Below are 18,539 nucleotides of genomic sequence, written 5' to 3'. Positions count from 1 at the left end.
TGAATGAACGGGTCTCCGGCAAGCGGTGCCCCGCGAAAGGTCTGAACAGGCTCAGAATCTGCGTAAACTGACAGGAAAAACCCGGCAAACGCAAGCCCGCGCCACCGGTTCGGACCGGCTGCGCGGGCTTTCTAGGCATAAAAAGGCCGAAGTTCGCGAGCCGGCGTTTCTCGGGCCATCAGGCCTGGTCGTTGATCAGCCTTCTCAGCAATTCGAGCTCCTGCGCCAGTGTGTTGTCGGCACCGGAAAGATCCTCGATCTTGCGCACCGCATGCAGCACGGTCGTATGGTCGCGGCCGCCGAACCGCCGCCCGATCTCCGGCAGCGAGCGCGGCGTCAAAACCTTCGACAGATACATAGCGACCTGCCGCGGCTTGACGATGGTGCGTGTGCGCCGGTTGGACAGCAGTTCGGTCTTCGACACGTTGTAGTGGCGCGCGACGATGCGCTGGATGTCCTCGATACGCACCCGCTTCGGTTCACCCGAACGATAGATGTGGCCGAGGATCTCATCGATGCGGTCGATGGTGATCTGCGGTTCGAAGGATTGGCGAAACAAAAGCTGGTTGAAGGCACCTTCGAGCTCGCGCCCGCTGCCGGTCACCGTGCGGGCGACGTGGTTGAGGATCTCTTCGGAAATATCCAGCGACGCATCGTCGAGCTTGGCGGTGGCAAGCCTGAGCTTGAGCATACCGATACGCATGGCGAAATCCGGGGCCGACATTTCCAGCGCGACGCCGCCGTTGAGGCGCGAGCGGACGCGTGGCTCCAGCGACTCCAATTCGGACGGCGGCCGGTCGGCAGCGACCACCACCTGCTTGGCGCTGTCGAGCAGCATGTTGATCAAATGGCAGAATTCGTGCTGGATCGACTTGCCCTGCAGGAACTGCATGTCGTCGATGATGAGGAGGTCGATATCGCGCAGCTGTTCTTTCAACGTCAGTGCGTTGTTGTCGCGGATCGCGGTGGCGAACCGCCACATGAAATACTCAGCCGTCAGATAGACGACCCGCGATTTCGGATTCTGCTTCAGCGATTCTGCGGCGATCGCCTGCAACAGATGCGTCTTGCCCAGTCCGACCGTTGCGTGAAGAAAGAGCGGATTGAAACGCACCGCGCTCGACTGCGATTCCGCGACCGCCTTGGCGGCGGCAAAAGCCACTCGGTTCGATGGTCCTTCGATGAAGGAGGTGAAAGTGTAGCGTGGATCGAGTGGCGAACCGAGAACATTGTGCCGGAACTCGGTTTCTGCCGGCATCCCCGGGCGGGGTGCCGGGACCCGTTCGACCCTGCTGGGGCTCGCCGTGCCCGCAGAGAGCGCGGTTTGCGTCTGCCTGGTCATCTTGCGCGCCGGCGCCACTTCTGGCTCGACGCTGTTGCGGCCCTGCCGTGTGGCGGTGCGAACCACGATCTCGATCTTGAGGATCTCCGGATCTTCGTGCTTCCACAACTCGGTGATGAGATCGAGATAATGGCCGTTGATCCATGAACGCAGGAATGCGGTTGGCACTGAGATGCGAACAATGCCCTTAGAGCATTCAGCGACCTTCATGCGCCCGAACCAGCTCGAATAGACCTCGGTTCCCAGACGCGCCTTCAACTGGGCCTTGACCCGATCGAACTTCTGTTCAGCTTCATTGGAAGCCGCCATGTCGTTCCTTCCGACTAACGTTCCAGGAAATGGGAGGTCGCCTGTAAGCTCCCTTTCGATGCCGCCGCTCTGCATGATCGAGTTCCTTGTCTCTTGTACCTGTTTTCCGCCGGGGATGCGCCTCCTGCATCCATGTTTCCGGCGACCGTGTCTTCGCTGCGACACCATCGCCGTCGCCGGCTGATGAATCGCCTCGTTGTCGGTCCGGCGCCGAAGAGCCGATCCGCTTTGGTCATGTCAGGGCAACAAAATGCCGTCCGGCGAAAAACCGCCGGCGCACCATCGACCTGCCATGTACAATTACGCCAGTCCCCTACCGTATCGAAAAGACAAACCAACCCCGTCCGCGGAGTTGAAGCCGCGCTGTAAACTCTGCCAATTTGAGCTGGCCGGTTTCAGGCTGGTCAAGGGCCAAGGGCCCATCCCTTCGATGGACAGACATTACCGAAATCGCTGTGGATAGGGCAAGGCCACCCCTAACGGATTTTTAAGGAATCTGACTAGCAAGGGACGTTTCGAACGCCATGCTGCAATAGTTGATTTTGACAAAGCCATTGTGATTCAAACCCTTTTCCGGCGAATATGAAAAAGGCCACACAACGCGAAATTTTCTGAAATAATTCACTTGACAGCCAATTGTCGCCTATCAGCCGCAGCTGATGTGAACAAGCTGTGGATCACCATCGGTAAGCTTCTGAAAGGAAACGGTAATCCGTGACGCTCGGAAATTTTCGTATTGGCGGTTTCGGAGGCTCCGAATATGAGCGGGCATGTATATGCCGGCAAAGCATTTCGAACTTTGAAATGCTCGCGGAGCGCCATTTTGCGGGCTTTCTTTTAAGTACTTGCCGGCAAACGAAAAAACCCGGCGCGATTGGCCGGGTTTGAAGTAGCGCAGTTCAAGAATGGATATATCAGGCTGACAGCACCTTGACCCGTTGGGCCAACCGCGACACCTTGCGCGATGCCGTGTTCTTGTGCACCACGCCCTTGGTCGCGGCGCGCATCAGTTCCGGCTCGGCCACCTTGAAGGCAGCCTGTGCGGCCGCCTTGTCGCCAGCCGCGAGCGCCTCTTCGACCTGGCGGATGTAGGTTCGGACGCGGGAGCGGCGGTTCTTGTTGATCGCTGCGCGACGGGCGATCTTGCGCGTTGCCTTTTTGGCCGAGGAGGTATTGGCCATGGTGCCTCTCTTCTGATCTGGTGGGCGCTTGCGGGATACCGCGGGGCGCAAAAAACAAACGGGCAGCCACAGGGCCGCCTCGGTTGTTGCGGCTTATAGTTCAGCTTTTCCGGCACGTCAACGCTGCAGTGTTTTCTTTTTGACCGGTGCCTCGTCATCTCATCGGTTCGTGAAATTCGGCTTCCGCTTGCCGGTGAAGGCCGCCATGCCTTCCTTCTGGTCATCCAGCGCAAACAGCGAATGAAACAGCCGGCGCTCGAACCGTAGACCCTCGGTGAGCGTCGTCTCATAGGCGCGGTTGACGGCCTCCTTCGCCATCATCACCGACGGCAAGGAAAAATCGGCGATCTTCGCTGCTGCCTTAAGCGCTTCCTCGATCAACTCGCCGGCTGGCACGACGCGCGAGACAAGCCCGGAACGCTCGGCCTCGGCTGCGTCCATCATTCGTCCCGTCAGGCACATATCCATTGCCTTCGACTTGCCGACAAAGCGGGTCAGGCGCTGCGATCCGCCCATGCCGGGCATGACGCCCAGCGTGATCTCGGGTTGGCCAAACTTGGCGGTGTCGGCGGCGATGATGAAGTCGCACATCATCGCCAGTTCGCAGCCGCCCCCCAGCGCATAGCCCGCCACCGCCGCGATGATCGGCTTTCGTGCCCGCGTAAATTCTTCCCAGCCGACGAAGAAATCCTGCACATAGGCATCCACATAGGAGATCGACTGCATTTCCTTGATATCGGCACCTGCCGCGAAAGCCTTCTCCGAACCAGTGATGACCATGGCGCCAATGTCGGCATTGGCGCCCATGCTTTTCACCGACGCGACCAGTTCCGCCAGCACTTGTGAATTCAGTGCGTTGAGCGCCTGCGGCCGGTTCAGCGTAATCAGCCCGACCTTGCCGCGGGTTTCGACGATGATGGTTTCATAGCCCATGCTTTGCTCCTCCTCGCTTCTGGTTTAAGCCTGACAGGCCCGGCAGTGGAAAGTCGAACGACCGCTTTGCACGATACGCTCGATGTGGCCGCCACAACCAGGCTTGGAGCAGGCTTCGCCCTCGCGATCGTAAACCGCGAAGGAATGCTGGAAGTAGCCCAGCGATCCATCGGTCTGCATATAGTCGCGCAACGACGAGCCGCCGGCGGCGATCGCATCGGTGACGACCGAGCGGATAGCTTCGGCCAGGCGTTCGCTCTGCTCTTTGGCTTTCTTGCCGGCTCTCGCGAGGGTGCCCGCTTCGCGCAGCGGCGACAGGCCGGCCCGCCAAAGCGCTTCCGAGACGTAGATATTGCCTAGCCCGGCAATTAGCCTCTGGTCCAGAAGTGCCGCTTTCAGCGGTGACTTGCGACCTTTCAGCAACGAAGCGAGCAGCGTGCCGTCCAGTGCGTTGCCTGTAGGCTCGACGCCTAATCCGGCCAGCATCGGATGCATGTCGGGCTCGCCTTCCGAAAACAGCATGAACCCGAAGCGGCGCGGGTCGTTGAAGATCACGCGAGAGCGGACGCCGGCAGGGGATGCGATGTCGAAGACGACGTGATCGTGAGCAGTGTTTTTCGAACGTTCGTGGTGGAACGCGCCGGGCGTTGCGCTCTCGTCGGCCGTTTCGATGCGAAACGAACCCGACATGCCGAGATGGCAGATCAGAACCGGGCCGTTGTCCATGTGCATTGTCAGATATTTGGCACGGCGGCCGAGCGCCGCAATCGTCTTGCCGGTCAGCCGCTCCGAAAATTTCGCGGGGAACGGAAACCGCAAATCCGGCCGGCGTGCCTCGACACCGACAATGCGGGCACCTTCAAGGGCCGGCTGCAGACCGCGCCTGACCGTCTCCACCTCCGGCAGCTCAGGCATGGCCGCCTATCATCGCATGGAAGGAGGTGCCGTAAGGGCCGCGCGCCAGCCCGAGATGTTCGGCCACGGTTTCGCCGATGTCGGCAAATGTCATCCTCAGTCCGATGTCTGCGCCTTTGAAACCCGGCTGTGTCCCGATAACCGGAATCCGCTCGCGCGTGTGGTCGGTGCCGCGCCACGTCGGATCGTTGCCGTGATCGGCGGTCAAAATGAGCAGATCGCCTGACCTCAGCCGTGCGAATGCCTCGGGCAGGCGCCGGTCGAAAGCTTCGAGTGCGGCGGCATACCCCGCAACGTCGCGCCGATGCCCGAACTCGGTGTCGAAATCGACAAAGTTCGCGAAGACGAGGTCGCCGTCGCGGGCGTCTTCCATGGCGCCAAGCGCTTTGTCGAACATCGCCATGTTGCCGGCAGCCTTGCGGACTTCCGAGATGCCCCGGTGGGCGAAAATGTCGCCGATCTTGCCGACCGCGATAACCCGGCTGCCGCGCGCCGTCAGACGGTCGAGCAGCGTCGGTTCCGCGGGCGGTACGGCATAGTCGCGACGATTATGCGTTCGCTCGAACGTGGCGGCGGTTTCACCGATGAACGGCCGTGCTATGACGCGGCCGATATTCAGCGGATCGACGAGCCTGCGCACCACCTTGCAGAACTCGTAAAGCCGTTCCAGGCCGAAATGAACCTCATGCGCGGCGATCTGCAGGACGGAGTCGATCGAGGTGTAGCAGATCGGCTTGCCGGTGCGGATATGGTCATCGCCGAACCGTTCGATAATCTCGGTGCCCGGAGCATGGCAATTGCCGAGGATGCCGGGCACCTTCCCTTCACGCACCATTGCTTCGGTCAACTCGGCCGGAAAGGCGGGAATCGCGTCCGGGAAGTAACCCCAGTCGAAACGGACCGGCAGGCCGGCTATTTCCCAATGGCCCGATGGCGTGTCCTTGCCGCTCGAAACCTCTTGGGCCGCGCCGTGAAAGGCGGCGGCAAGCGGCGCACTGCCGGCATTCTCGAACCTGAAACCCGTCGCCGTTGCCGCCGCATGGCCGAGGCCGAGCGCAAACATGTTTGGTACAAGAAGGGGCCCGTCACGCAGGCCTTCGCGATCGGCGCGGCCTTCTGCGCAGGCCCGCGCGATGTGTGCGAACGTGTTGGAGCCGGTGTCGCCATAGCGTTCGGCATCGGCCGCGCCGCCGATGCCGAAGGAGTCGAGGACAAAAAGGAAGGCGCGTGCCATCGAAAGGTTCATCATTGCCTGTGTTGGCTCAGACATAGGGTTCCGCGTCGCCATTGGCAATTCGGAAACCCAAACAGCACGGTTGGCATGCTGGTCCCGGAGAGACGAATCGCGGCATGGTCGATCTGCGGATGGAAATGCGCGGCGCGGAGCTCGCATGAGGCTTGCCCTGACAGCATTCGCCGCCGTACTGGCTTTGCTGCTAGATGCGTCTTGCGCAAACCTGGCGCGCGCCGATTGGCGCTATGTTATCGGAACGTTCCGTATCGGTATCGTCGCCGAACCGTTGCCGGTCCGAGGGACTATGTGCTGGCTGCAGCCATCGTGCGTCTAGTCTCGGCCCGCGGTTGCAACCAATAGCAAAAGACCGGTTAGCGGGCTTCAGGCGTCAGCAATCACTGCACGGAATGGTCGGGCTCCTGCGCGGCCGCAGATAATAAGTTTCCGCCATCGATATCGAATTGAAGACCGAGCTCAACCCGAACCGGCTTTGGCCGTCCGCCGACCAGGTGATGATTGGCTTGTAGGCGAGATCGCTCTCGACCCGAATGAGGAAAGTGCCTTTGATCTTGAGCGCGCTCGGGACCGTTGTGGTGGAATCCTTGACCGCGTCGAGGCTAGAGACGCCATCCACCAGTTTGCGCGACCACACGACCAGGACTTTCGGCGTCGTCTCGTTCGTCACCTGTATCGCCGTGATAATGATCTTCGGTTTCGAGCGGTTGTAGGGCTGGAGCGTGGAACTGCCGATCGCCATGATGGCATCGACATCGGCCGCCTTGATGGTCTGCTGCTGTGTGACGAGGTCCGCTACCATGCTGCCGATGCGGCTGACCTTCTTGCTGGTCTCGATGGCTTGCGAGGCCTCCATTGTCATAAAGTACATGATCAACAGGACAGGCACGATGAGGGCAAACTCGACGGCCGCAATACCGCGGCGGTCCGAGCAAAGCCGGACTGCTCTTGTACAAATCCCTGCGATGCCCAACTGTGCCCCCGCACGAATCATGGCTTTGCCCTTTTCAAGCGACTAGGTGGCTCAGTTGTCGAACGGCTCGTTCTGCCAAGTGATCGAGGCAAAATGCAGCGTTTTGCCGTCCTTCAGGTTGGCCATCGATTTGGCCATAAAGTCGGTCATCACCGGCCATTTGTAAAAAACCCGCAGCATGTTTCTCGACTCCGCCAGGCCAGGTGCGACGGTGAAGGTCTGTGTGCTCGTGCCCTTGGTCAGCACGACGTCGCCATCCTGGATCTTGAAACCGGCCAGCGCCGCATCGGCGAAGGTCGGATACTCGCGCAAATCCACCAGCAGTCCGGGACAGGTCTTGGCGACCATGATCTCCAGCTTGGCGCAGATCTTGTCCCGCAGCTTGGTCCCGGACACATCGGCCGGTCTTAGCTGGCCGGTACGCAACTGACGCGCGATGTCGTCTGTGGCGTTTGCCATCACTTCCTGTGCGGCAAAAGAAATGCAGCTCTCCAGTATGGCGAATACAAGAAGTGCGAAAGGAATTGCAAGCATGGCGAATTCGATCGCCGTGCTTCCGCGGCGGTCGCCTAAAAACCGTCTTGGAGAACCTGCTCGTCCAGCCTTGCTCATGTCCTCTGCCCGCCGATGCCGCTTCTGTATCGGTCCCACCCTTAGTCGGAACAGATTGAAGTCCGGTTGGAATGACCGTTAAATTCAACGGGAAGGCCTTAACCCGGCCATAACCGAAGCACGTTCTCGCCAAAGACGGAGACGTCGGCTAGCTAATGCCCGGCGCTCATCTCGGCTTCAGAGGCCTTTTCGGCATCGCTCTTATACGAGCTTTCGCAATATGGCGCGCAGGACATCGTCTGCACTTCGGCGCGTCGATAGATGCGGACCGACGCCGCCGCCTGCCGCACGACGGTTATTTGCTCATCGACGATCGGGTTGCCCTCCTGATCGAGGACGACAAGATTGGTGACGCCAAATCCCTTGCCGGTCAGTACGATCGTCGATGCGTCCTGCACGGAGGCGTCGGCGATCGCCGGATTGCCGACGACAATCGTATCGGCGGCGCGCGACAATTTGATGATCTTTGCCTGGTTCATCGTCACCTCGATGCCGACGCCGGCCTTGGCTGGAAAGGCGAAAGCCGCTGCGGCACAAAGCACGGCAACTGGAAATGATGATCTCGGCCCGGCCATTGAGGCGCCCCCTGGCAAACTGTTCAACGGAACATGAACGAGATTGGTGAACCAACCGTTAAGCGGCTGGAGTTCACAGGAACCGGCATTGGGCCTAGCCGGCACGGCTGGAACGTCTTTGCCGAATTGCGCCTTTTGCGCCTTTTGTCGGCCCGGGGTCCTAGCGGCGGGGATTTTAGTTCTGGGTTAACCACGCAATGCCATCGAAGCGGGAAAGGAATCGGTAAGCCTGTTTATTAAGCCGATTGAAACAGCTTCTCCTTAGATTCGCAGTATCCGATCAGCCACCAAGAGAAGTTGACGGAAGTGCTGTAACAATTGGAGTAGGAGCTCAAATGTCTAACCTCATCGCACGTTTTGTGAAGGACGAATCCGGCGCGACCGCTATCGAATACGGTCTGATCGCCGCTCTCATCGCGCTCGCCATCATGGTCGGCGCCACCTCGCTCGGCACCGCGCTGAACGCCAAGTTTGACAAGATTGCCACCAAGGTCAACGCTTCGTAAGCAACAACATTCCGTTGCTTCCCAATAAGGGCCGCCGCACTGGCGGCCCTTATTTAGTCCTACGCATGATTTTGAACTTTAGACCTCATCAATCGTTAATCGAACATACCTAGGCTGGGACCGGGTACAGTTTGACCACAGGCGCCACGCCCATGCTTGAAGCCGTGATCTTCGTCGTCTTTCCATTCTGCATGCTTTTTGCCGCGATCTCCGACATGCTGTCGATGACGATCGCCAATCGCGTGCCTGTGCTGCTCGTCGTTGTCTTTGCCTTGGTTGCGCCCTTGACCGGCATGGACTGGGCCACTTATGGCGGGCACTTCGCCGCCGGCGGCCTGGTTCTTGTAGTGACATTCGGCCTGTTCGCGCTTGGCGGCATGGGCGGCGGTGACGCCAAGCTCTTGGCCGCCACTGCCGTATGGATGGGACTGAACATCCATCTCGTCGAGTATCTCGTCACCTCGACGTTCATCGGCGGTCTGCTGACCCTTGCCATCATCGCCTATCGAAAATCGCTGCTTGCCGCCGTCACAAGCCACAATCGGTTCCTGCGCCATTTCGCCGATGAGGCGACCGGCGTTCCGTACGGCATTGCGCTTGGCATTGGCGGTCTGCTCACCTATTCCGACTCACCGTTGATGGCCTGGGCGCTTACCAGGCTGGCGGGCTGAATTTCGCTTTCCGCCGTTGGCGCCGAGCAGGCGAATTGGCCCCGTTTTCCTTCGGGCCAGAGTTGTCGCTCTAATTTATGTAAACCTTAAATTAATCACGATCGTAAGTATAACATTAACCTTGTTTTGACGATTGCCGCTGCAAAGTCCGGCTTGGCTAGTGGTTTGCCAAGGCGAGGTTCGGACAGATGCCAGCATCCCGATTAATTATTCTAGGCGTGGCGATAGCCGCGGCCGGTGGTGCAGGCTATGTCGCGAAGAACATGGTTGTGGCTCCGCCGCCTCCGGTTGTCGATTCCGGTCCTCAGGCGCCGGCGATCGCGCTGCAGGATGTGCTTGTTCTTTCCGGCGACGTTCCGATGGGCAGTCCGCTTGAAAACAACATTTCCTGGGAGTCATGGCCGTCCGCCGGCATCAACGCAAATTTCATCACCCGCGCTGCCGAGCCTGAAGCGCTGGACAAGCTGAAGGGCGCCGTCGCCCGCGTGGCGCTCTATGCCGGCGAGCCGCTGCGCCGCTCGAAGCTGATCGGTGAAGGGCAAAGCTTCATGTCGTCGATCCTGCCCTCCGGCATGCGGGCTGTCGCCACAAGCATTTCGGCCGACACCTCGGCCGGTGGCTTCATTCTTCCAAACGATTTCGTCGACGTCATCATGACCCGTAGAACCGATGCCGCCAATGGCGGTGGTCCGGGCTTCACGACCGAAACTATCCTCAAAAACATTCGTGTCCTGGCGATCGACCAGACCATCCAGGAGGATGAGGAAGGCAAGAAGACCAGAGTCGGCCAGACCGCCACCCTGGAGCTGACGCCGCAGCAGTCCGAGATCATCACCGTCGCACAGCAGATGGCGGATCGCCTGACACTGGCGCTGCGCTCGATCAAGGACAGCCAGGACAAGAATGTGGGCGAGGCCGACTACCTGGTTTCCGGCAATGGCCGGCGCGGCACCGTGCGGTTGATCAAGTCGGGCGAAGTTTCCGAGGTGGGGGCAAGGAAATGAGGCTAAAAACCAAACTGCCGCTCACCCTGGCTGCGGCGATCGGCCTGTTTCTCGTTGGAACGAATGCATATGGCATCCTCGATGCCAGTGCGGCGGGCAATGCTAGGGTCACGGCTTCGACCGCCACCCAGCGGGTCAAACTCGGACTCAATAAATCGGTGGTCATCGACCTGCCGAGCGATGCCTATGATATTCTCGTCGCCAACCCCGCTGTAGCCGACGCAGTGACCCGCACTGCCCGCCGCATCTATCTGTTCGGAAAGGCGGTCGGCGAGACCAACATCTTCGTCTTTGGCCCGAATGGCGAGCAGATCGTCAGCCTTGACCTAGCGGTCGAACGCGATGTTGCCGGGCTGGAGGACTATATCAAGCGCTTCATCCCGTCATCGGAGGTCAAGGTCGAGTTGCTGAACGACAACGTCGTTCTGACCGGAACCGTCGACACTCCTCTTGACGCCAAGCGCGCGGCTGATCTGGCAAATATCTTCGTGTCCGGCGGCGAGGCTACCACGGGTCAATATTCGCAGACCGCTGCCGGCGGTTCGGCCGAAGCCGGCGTCGCCATCGACAACCCGGATGCCGAGCGCCGCGTCAGCCAGATCATCAACCTGCTGCAGATTATCGGCGACGACCAGGTGACGCTGAAGGTGACGGTTGCCGAGGTCAGCCGCACGGTGATGAAGCAGCTCGGCGTCAACATGGTCGGCAACGGCAGCAGCAACGGCATCAGTTGGAGCGCTCTCACCACGCCTGCATACGGATTGGGAAAGCCACTGTCGCAATATTCGGGGGCGGCGATCGGCAGCTCAACTCTTCAAGCGTACATAAACGCCATGGAGCAAAGCGGTGTCATGAAGACGCTGGCCGAGCCGACTCTCACCGCCGTTTCCGGCGAGAAGGCGACCTTCAAGGTCGGCGGCGAATTCAATATCATCACCGGCCGAACAAGCAACGTTTCAAACGACAATCAAACTGGCCAGATTACCTACGAGCACGAACGCCTTGAATATGGAATTGGGCTCGAATTCCAGCCGGTCGTGCTCTCGGCGGGCCGCATCAGCCTTAAAGTGAGGACGTCGGTTTCGGAACCTACGACCGAAGGCGCCGCAGTCCTGGAAGGAGCCGGCGACTTACCCGGCACCACTTTGCTGTCGATCCGCAAACGCCTGGCCGACACCACGGTGGAATTGCCCTCCGGCGGTTCCATGATGATCGCGGGCCTTGTCCGCGACGACATCAGGCAGGCGGTTGCCGGGCTGCCCGGCCTGACCAAAATACCGGTGCTAGGCACGCTGTTCCGCAGCAGGGATTTCGTCCGCAACGAGACCGAACTCGTCATCATCATCACGCCCTATCTGGTGAAGCCGGTGGCGCGCAACGATCTTGCCAAGCCGGATGACAATTTCAACGCAGCCAGCGATGGCGCCGGCATGTTCCTTGGCCGCGTCAACCGCGTCTACGGCACCATGCAGACCGACAAGCCCAACGGCCGCTATCACGGCGTTGTCGGCTTTATCTACAAGTAAGCGGGGAAGTCGACATGTCTCAGGCAGTATCGAAGGCAAGGGCGGTCACCGCGATACAGTCCGTTCATTCGCGGATCTGGCGGCCGGCCGTTCCGATCATAGCGATCGCGGTAGCGGCATCACTGGCCGGCTGCGCCAATCGCGACAGCGTCACGGTCGGTGCCATACCGGACGACTATCGCACCACCCATCCTATCGTCATCGCCGAGAAGGTCCAGAAGATCGACCTTCCGGTCGGCGCCGGCGACCGTGGCATGACCAGATCCCAGCGTGACACGCTCCTGGGCTTTCTCAACGGATACGACAGGAGCGCGGCTCCGGTGCTGACGATCGAGATTCCGAGCGGCTCAGCTAACGAAATCGCAGCGGCCGCGGCCGGCCGCGATTTCGCCAGGCTCGCCATAGCCAGCGGCATCAGCCGGAAGCGGATCGCCATGCGGTCCTATCAGTCTGTTTCAGCCGAAGCGTCCGCACCGGTCCGCGTTGCCTATGTCTCGGTGAAGGCTCAGACGGATAAATGCGGGCGCTGGCCCGAAGACCTGCTGCAGACTTCGGAAAACAAGCACTATGCCGATTTCGGCTGTTCGTATCAGAACAACCTGGCTGCCCAGATGGCCAATCCGTCCGATCTGATCGGGCCACGCAAACCGTCGCCGATCGACGCGGAAAATCGCGGCGCGGTGATCGACGTCTATCGTGACAGGGGTATTTCGGACGAATTCCTCGGCAATTCGGAAGTCGATTATTAACGAGTGTTGAGGCTCAACAAACTCTAAGCCGCGCAAGTCACGGAAAGTGATGACAATGAGCAATCTTGCCTATGACACAGAGGTACCGGGCGGCGAAACCTCGGAGCAGGATATTGCCGCGATGCAGGCGTTGCGGCCGATCCCGCGCATTTCGATCCAGGCATTTTGCGAGACCGAAGGCGTAGCCAATCCGGTCGAGCGCGCCGGCGAGGATCGCCGCATGGCCAAGGCCCATCTGAAGGTGCATATGGGGGGCATCCCCACCGCTATCGAATTCTATCAGTCGGCGCCGACACCGAACCTGATCCTGCTTGAATCCCGCAGCGAGCCGAAGCTGTTGCTTGAACAACTCGCCCAGCTCTCCGAGCATTGTGACCCGACCTCCAAGGTGGTGGTTGTCGGCCACTACAACGATGTCGGCCTGTATCGCGAACTCATTCGTTCGGGCATCTCCGAATATGTCATCGCGCCCGTATCGATGGCCGACATCGTCAGCGTGGTGTCTTCGATCTTCGTTGATCCGGAAGCTGAGCCGATCGGCCGCTCGATTGCGTTCATCGGCGCCAAGGGCGGCGTCGGCTCCTCGACCATAGCCCATAATGTGGCCTGGGCCATGTCGTCCCTTTTCAAATCCGAAGTGGTTGTCGCCGATCTCGACCTCGCCTTCGGAACGGCCAATATCAACTTCGACCAGGACCCGGCCCAAGGCATTGCCGAGGCGGTCTTCTCGCCGGAACGCGTCGACGAGGTCTATCTCGACCGACTGCTCGCCCAATGCGCCGAGCACCTGTCGCTGCTTGCGGCCCCTTCGACCCTGGAGCGGGTCTACGATTTCGATCCCGACGCTTTCACCCAGCTTATCGACATAGCCCAGCGTAGCGCGCCGCTCCTCGTGCTCGATGTTCCCCACTTGTGGGCGGGCTGGACCAAGAACACGCTGGTCAAGGCCGATGAGATCGTCATCACGGCGACGCCCGAACTGGCCAATCTGCGCAACACGAAGAACCTGGTCGACATGCTGAAGCGGCTTCGTCCGAACGATCCTGCGCCAAAGCTTGTGATCAACCAGGCCGGTGTGCCGAAGCGTCCCGAGATTACGCCGTCCGACTTCTCCGAATCCCTCGGCCTTTCGACGATGTCAGTCATCCCGTTCGAGCCGCTTTTGTTCGGAAATGCTGCCAATAACGGACGTATGCTTGGTGAAATGGATGCCAAGAGTCCGGTCGTCGCCACGATCAACGAGATCGCCCATGTGCTGACAGGGCGCAGCGAAATCAAGGTGAAGAAAAAGGCTGGCCTCGGCAACCTGATAGGCAAGCTTTCGCGCAACAAGAAGTGATGCCTCAGCGGTGGAATTGGTAAGCGATCATGTTTGGTAAAAGAGGCAGCGATGACGGCAACCGGACCATCCCGGAATTCCGTCAGCCCGCACCCGCAGCTGCTGCGCCGGCTGCCGCGAACCCCATGGAAGCGGCTATAGCTGCCAGACCCGCGACGCTGCCGCCGTCCGGCGCGCCTGCAGCGCAGGTTCGCCGTGCAGTCGAGCCGCCGCCATTGGCGCCGGAGCCGAAAACTATCCAGCGCCAAAAGAGCGAAACCTACTACGACACCAAAAGCCAGGTCTTCGCCGCACTGATCGACACGATCGACCTGTCGCAGCTGGCCAAGCTCGATCCCGAAAGCGCGCGCGAGGAAATCCGCGACATCGTCAACGACATCATCGCGATCAAGAATTTCGCGATGTCCATCGCCGAGCAGGAAGAGCTTCTCGAGGACATCTGCAACGACGTTTTGGGCTACGGGCCGCTGGAGCCACTGCTTGCGCGCGACGATATTGCCGACATCATGGTCAACGGCTCCAAGAACGTCTACATCGAAGTCAACGGCAAGGTCGAGCAGACCGGCATCCGGTTCCGTGATAACCAGCAGCTCCTCAACATCTGCCAGCGTATCGTCAGCCAGGTCGGCCGCCGCGTCGATGAATCAAGCCCGATCTGCGATGCGCGTCTTCCTGATGGCTCGCGTGTCAACGTCATCGCACCGCCCTTGGCTATTGACGGCACCGCACTTACCATCCGCAAGTTCAAGAAGGACAAGCTGACGCTCGATCAGTTGGTCAAGTTCGGCTCGATTTCGCCGCAAGGGGCCGAGATTCTCAAGATCATCGGCCGTGTCCGTTGCAACATCGTCATCTCGGGCGGTACCGGCTCGGGCAAGACGACGCTGCTCAATTGCCTGACCAACTATATCGACCGCGAGGAACGCGTCATCACCTGCGAGGACTCGGCTGAGCTGCAATTGCAGCAGCCGCATGTGGTGCGTCTCGAAACCCGCCCGCCCAACCTCGAAGGCGAGGGCGAAGTGACCATGCGCGACCTGGTCAAGAACTGTCTGCGCATGCGGCCCGAACGCATTATCGTCGGCGAAGTGCGCGGACCCGAAGTGTTCGACCTGCTGCAGGCGATGAACACTGGCCATGACGGCTCGATGGGCACGATCCATTCGAACAGCCCGCGCGAATGCCTCAACCGTATAGAGTCGATGATCGCCATGGGCGGCTACACGCTGCCGCAAAAAACCGTGCGCGAAATCATCGTCGGCTCCGTCGACGTGATCATACAGGCTGCACGCCTGCGCGACGGATCGCGGCGCATCACCCACATCACCGAGGTGATCGGCATGGAGGGCGACGTCATCATCACCCAGGACATCGTTCTCTATAACATCAAGGGCGAGGACGCGAACGGCAGGTTGCTGGGCGAGCACGTGTCGACCGGCATCGGCCGTCCGCATTTCTGGGAGCGTGCCCGCTATTACGGCGAGGAGCAGCGCCTCGCCGTTGCGCTCGAGGCAATGGAGAAGCGCGCTGACTGATCCGTCCGGAACCGTGGGGGCCAGGATCGATGTTCGGAATTGACGGCACCGTATTGGCATTCGTCGTGCTCGCCGGCTTCAGCGCCGGCGCTGTGGCCTATGCTTTCCTGTTCAACCGGATCAGCACCGAGAAGCAGGTCGGTAAGCGGCTTGAATCGATCAAGACCGCCGAGACGGATCGTTCCGTCGTCAAGGCTTCGCGCGATCGCGTCGCGGAAGCGGCCAAGCGTCGCAAGTCCGTCCAGGATTCGCTGAAGGATCTCGATCAAAAGCAAAAGTCCAATCAGAGCCTGGTCAAAAAACCACCGCTGAAGATCCAAATCCGTCAGGCCGGCATGAAGATCTCGCTTGAGCGCTTTTATGTCTACTCGGCGGCCTGCGGCGTCGTCTTGACGGCTCTTATATATTTCATCGGCGCACCGCTGCTGGTCTTGCCGGCTGCGCTGCTGGTCGGCGTCTTGGGTCTGCCACGCTGGTTCGTCTCGTTTCGCCGCGGGCGGCGCGTCAAGGCGTTCCTCAACGAATTTCCGAACGCGCTCGATATCATTGTGCGTGCGGTAAAATCCGGCCTGCCGCTGAACGATGCCGTGCGCCTGATCGCCAACGAATCCCCGGAGCCGGTCAAGACCGAGTTCCGCCGCATCGTCGATTCGCAGCAAATGGGTTTGTCGATCCCCGACGCGGCCATGCGCATGCCAGAAACGATGCCGTGCACCGAGGCGAGCTTCTTCGGCATCGTCATCCAGATCCAGTCTCAGGCCGGGGGCAATCTTTCCGAAGCGCTGGGCAATCTTTCGCGCGTGCTTCGCGATCGCAAGAAAATGAAAGCCAAGGTCCAGGCGTTGTCCATGGAAGCCAAGGCATCCGCCGTGATTATCGGCGCGTTGCCTTTCGTCGTCGCCTGTCTCGTCTATTTGACGAGCCCGAACTACATCATGCCCCTATTCACCACCAGCACCGGCAATCTGATCCTCGGTTGTTCCGGCGTGTGGATGTCGATAGGCGTCCTGGTAATGCGCAAGATGATGAATTTCGAAGTCTAGGACTCGCGTATGACCGATCACGTCGTCAGAACTCTCACCGATCCGTCCCTGCTGATCGCACTGCTGGTCGGAATAGCGGTGTTTGCGACCGTCTTCACGCTGCTGCCCGCCTTTGGCGGGAACCAGCTCAAGGCGCGCATGAAATCCGTGGCGCTGGAGCGCGATGAGCTGCGCGCCAAGCAGCGGGCGCGGCTGGCAATCGAAGCCGACCGCCGCCGCAAGGGCCTGCGCGAAGAACAGTCGGTCGGCATGCGCAATATTGTCGATCGCCTGGATCTCAGGCGTGCGCTGGCGGATGAAGGTACCTTGCAGAAATTGAAAGTGGCGGGTTTTCGCGGGCAAAATCCGCTGACGCGCTTCCTTTTCTTCCGTCTCGTCCTGCCCTTCATCGGCTTTGCATTGGCGGCGATGTATCTGTTCGTGCTCGGCGGATTGCCCGAGCAGCCGTTTTTCGTGAAGCTGTTCGTGTGCATCGTGGTTGCCTATGCGGGGTTCTACGCGCCGGTGCTCTACGTCAACAACCGCGCTACCAAGCGCAAGCAGTCGATTCAGATGGCGTGGCCGGACGCGCTCGACCTGATGCTGATATGCGTCGAGTCCGGCATGTCGGTGGAAGCGGCGCTTCGCAAGGTCGCCGATGAGATCGGCGCGCAATCTGTGGCATTGGCGGAAGAATTCATCCTGACCAACGCCGAGCTTTCCTATCTGCAGGAGCGCAAGCAAGCCTACGAGAACCTTGCAAGCCGAACTGGCCTGGAATCCGTCAGGTCGGTGTCCCAGGCGCTGGTTCAGGCCGAGCGCTACGGCACGCCCGTGGCGCATGCGTTGCGGGTGCTTGCCAGTGAGAGCCGCGACATGCGCATGAATGCCGCCGAGAAGAAGGCGGCCGCGCTGCCGCCGAAGCTCACCGTGCCGATGATCCTGTTCTTCCTGCCGGTACTGTTCGCCATCATTCTTGGTCCCGCCGGCATCCAGGTGAGCCAGCGCGGCATCTTCGGCGACCAGCCGAAATCCAGCAGCGAGTAGCACCAGCGGCGTTGCCAGAAACGCTGATACGATTCAGCCACGCTGCCGGTGCAGCGCGGCTCTTTGCGTTAGACATGTTGCGGAATTCGCGCGCCGGTTCGGCGGTCGAAGCGGTCAGTTGGTGGCAGGCTTTGCCTTGTCCTGGTCCTTGAGCTGGCTCCAGGCATTCTGCTGCGCCAGCATCTGGCGAAGGTAAGCGACGTTAGCCTGCGCCTGATCCGGCGACAGCTCTTGCGAGGCGATCTTCTCGGCCTCGTCGAAACGGCCTTGCAGACCGACGACCAGCGCCAGGTTCTGGCGAACGCGGCTATCTGCATTCGGCTGCTGGGCGGCCGAGCGCATATAGGTTTCGGCCGTGCGCAAATCGCCTTCCAGCACGTACGACATGCCGAGATTGGAAAGGATCGACGGTTCGTTCGGCCTGAGGTCAAGCGCCTTGCGATAGCCTTGGCGCGCCTCATCCTTCTGGCCCAGCTGGTCGAGAATAGCAGCTTCCGCCGACACCAGTTTCCAATCAGGATATTCAGGGGTCTGCGCGCGGCGCACGGCATCGAGAGCCGGTTCGAACTGTCCGTTGGCGGCAAGTGCCTTGCCATAGGCGGCGAGCACGTCGCGGTCCTTCGGCAAGGCGATCGCCAGCTTGCGCATCACCGCAAGCGATTGGTCTGCGTCGCCGTCCATCTGCAGCGCCGCGGCATAATTTGTGGCGATGCGCTTGTCGCTGGGGTTTTTCGCATAGGACTGGCCGAGCGCCATCGTAGCGTTGTGCAGTTCGCCCGCCGACATTGTTTCCAGCGGCCTGCCGCTTGGACGAGAAATCGAACCAGTCGTCAATTTGCTGGTTCCGCAGCCAGCGACGCCTGCGGCAAGCGCCATCATCAACGCCGTGCTGATCAGCCTGTTTGCGCTGGCGTTCATCCTGCGGTTGGTCAGCATCGGCACCAAGGCTCCGTTCATCGCGTGACCATTTGCGTGGTCATCTTCCCTCCCGCAGAAATATTCTGTTAACCCTAACGGAGAGTTAAGAAACGCCGACTCGGAAAACCCGGAG

At 60.2% G+C, this 18,539-nt stretch carries 18 protein-coding genes and 1 pseudogene; 10 read left to right on the top strand and 9 right to left on the bottom strand.

Features of this window, described 5'->3' with window-relative positions:
• Positions 1-178: 178 nt before the first annotated feature.
• The 5 genes from dnaA to NKH78_RS17000 form a co-directional block, all read right to left on the bottom strand.
• Positions 179-1,726: a chromosomal replication initiator protein DnaA gene (gene dnaA / locus NKH78_RS17020; protein WP_502899814.1), complete on the bottom strand. Its 1,548-nt coding sequence runs from the start codon at positions 1,724-1,726 to the stop codon at positions 179-181.
• Between the two features lie 839 nt (positions 1,727-2,565).
• A complete protein-coding gene (rpsT, locus tag NKH78_RS17015; protein WP_023676922.1) occupies positions 2,566-2,832 on the bottom strand; it encodes a 30S ribosomal protein S20 in 267 nt (88 codons plus the stop codon).
• 159 nt (positions 2,833-2,991) lie between these two features.
• Positions 2,992-3,765: an enoyl-CoA hydratase gene (locus NKH78_RS17010; RefSeq protein ID WP_352506153.1), complete on the bottom strand. Its 774-nt coding sequence runs from the start codon at positions 3,763-3,765 to the stop codon at positions 2,992-2,994.
• 24 nt (positions 3,766-3,789) lie between these two features.
• A complete protein-coding gene (mutM, locus tag NKH78_RS17005; protein ID WP_352506154.1) occupies positions 3,790-4,680 on the bottom strand; it encodes a bifunctional DNA-formamidopyrimidine glycosylase/DNA-(apurinic or apyrimidinic site) lyase in 891 nt (296 codons plus the stop codon).
• Positions 4,673-5,914: a phosphopentomutase gene (locus tag NKH78_RS17000; protein ID WP_352738409.1), complete on the bottom strand. Its 1,242-nt coding sequence runs from the start codon at positions 5,912-5,914 to the stop codon at positions 4,673-4,675. The genes mutM and NKH78_RS17000 overlap by 8 nt, the downstream gene beginning before the upstream one ends.
• A gap of 157 nt (positions 5,915-6,071) precedes the next feature.
• Here NKH78_RS17000 and NKH78_RS32630 point away from each other — a divergent pair.
• Positions 6,072-6,200, top strand: a pseudogene (locus tag NKH78_RS32630) (phosphate/phosphite/phosphonate ABC transporter substrate-binding protein); the annotation flags it as partial.
• A 102-nt stretch (positions 6,201-6,302) separates the two neighbouring features.
• On the opposite strand, the gene NKH78_RS16995 reads toward NKH78_RS32630, so the two are convergent.
• From NKH78_RS16995 to NKH78_RS16985, 3 genes are all read right to left on the bottom strand, one after another.
• On the bottom strand, positions 6,303-6,923 hold the full coding sequence (locus NKH78_RS16995; RefSeq protein WP_254816287.1) for a TadE/TadG family type IV pilus assembly protein: 621 nt from the start codon (positions 6,921-6,923) through the stop codon (positions 6,303-6,305).
• A 30-nt stretch (positions 6,924-6,953) separates the two neighbouring features.
• Positions 6,954-7,514 carry a TadE/TadG family type IV pilus assembly protein gene (locus NKH78_RS16990; protein ID WP_352506155.1) on the bottom strand — a complete coding sequence of 187 codons (561 nt, stop codon included), beginning with the start codon at positions 7,512-7,514 and terminating at the stop codon, positions 6,954-6,956.
• A 152-nt stretch (positions 7,515-7,666) separates the two neighbouring features.
• Complete coding sequence (locus NKH78_RS16985; protein WP_352506156.1) at positions 7,667-8,089, bottom strand: pilus assembly protein N-terminal domain-containing protein; 423 nt, start codon at positions 8,087-8,089, stop codon at positions 7,667-7,669.
• A gap of 335 nt (positions 8,090-8,424) precedes the next feature.
• Between NKH78_RS16985 and NKH78_RS16980 the strand changes: the two genes are divergently transcribed.
• From NKH78_RS16980 to NKH78_RS16940, 9 genes are all read left to right on the top strand, one after another.
• Positions 8,425-8,595 carry a Flp family type IVb pilin gene (locus tag NKH78_RS16980; protein WP_254816290.1) on the top strand — a complete coding sequence of 57 codons (171 nt, stop codon included), beginning with the start codon at positions 8,425-8,427 and terminating at the stop codon, positions 8,593-8,595.
• A gap of 152 nt (positions 8,596-8,747) precedes the next feature.
• A complete protein-coding gene (locus NKH78_RS16975; RefSeq protein ID WP_254816291.1) occupies positions 8,748-9,266 on the top strand; it encodes an A24 family peptidase in 519 nt (172 codons plus the stop codon).
• 188 nt (positions 9,267-9,454) lie between these two features.
• A complete protein-coding gene (cpaB, locus tag NKH78_RS16970) occupies positions 9,455-10,270 on the top strand; it encodes a Flp pilus assembly protein CpaB (RefSeq protein WP_254816292.1) in 816 nt (271 codons plus the stop codon).
• Positions 10,267-11,796, top strand: a complete 1,530-nt coding sequence (locus NKH78_RS16965) for a type II and III secretion system protein family protein (RefSeq protein WP_352506157.1) — start codon at positions 10,267-10,269, stop codon at positions 11,794-11,796. Before cpaB ends, NKH78_RS16965 begins: the two co-directional genes overlap by 4 nt.
• A 14-nt stretch (positions 11,797-11,810) precedes the next feature.
• On the top strand, positions 11,811-12,545 hold the full coding sequence (locus NKH78_RS16960; protein ID WP_352506158.1) for a CpaD family pilus assembly protein: 735 nt from the start codon (positions 11,811-11,813) through the stop codon (positions 12,543-12,545).
• A 55-nt stretch (positions 12,546-12,600) separates the two neighbouring features.
• Complete coding sequence (locus NKH78_RS16955) at positions 12,601-13,884, top strand: CpaE/TadZ family protein (RefSeq protein WP_352738411.1); 1,284 nt, start codon at positions 12,601-12,603, stop codon at positions 13,882-13,884.
• 29 nt (positions 13,885-13,913) lie between these two features.
• On the top strand, positions 13,914-15,419 hold the full coding sequence (locus NKH78_RS16950) for a TadA family conjugal transfer-associated ATPase (RefSeq protein WP_352475953.1): 1,506 nt from the start codon (positions 13,914-13,916) through the stop codon (positions 15,417-15,419).
• Between the two features lie 29 nt (positions 15,420-15,448).
• Positions 15,449-16,462, top strand: a complete 1,014-nt coding sequence (locus tag NKH78_RS16945; RefSeq protein ID WP_352506159.1) for a type II secretion system F family protein — start codon at positions 15,449-15,451, stop codon at positions 16,460-16,462.
• A gap of 9 nt (positions 16,463-16,471) precedes the next feature.
• Positions 16,472-17,488, top strand: coding sequence for a type II secretion system F family protein (locus NKH78_RS16940; RefSeq protein WP_254816298.1), 1,017 nt, complete (start codon positions 16,472-16,474; stop codon positions 17,486-17,488).
• A 114-nt stretch (positions 17,489-17,602) separates the two neighbouring features.
• Here NKH78_RS16940 and NKH78_RS16935 read toward each other — a convergent pair whose 3' ends face one another.
• Positions 17,603-18,424: a tetratricopeptide repeat protein gene (locus NKH78_RS16935; RefSeq protein ID WP_254816398.1), complete on the bottom strand. Its 822-nt coding sequence runs from the start codon at positions 18,422-18,424 to the stop codon at positions 17,603-17,605.
• Positions 18,425-18,539: the final 115 nt, after the last annotated feature.

Origin of the sequence: Mesorhizobium sp. M0910 (genome assembly GCF_040319465.1) — a bacterium.
Classification (GTDB): domain Bacteria; phylum Pseudomonadota; class Alphaproteobacteria; order Rhizobiales; family Rhizobiaceae; genus Mesorhizobium.
Note: the sequence above shows the minus strand (reverse complement) of the source record. Positions and strands in the feature narration are given on the sequence as shown.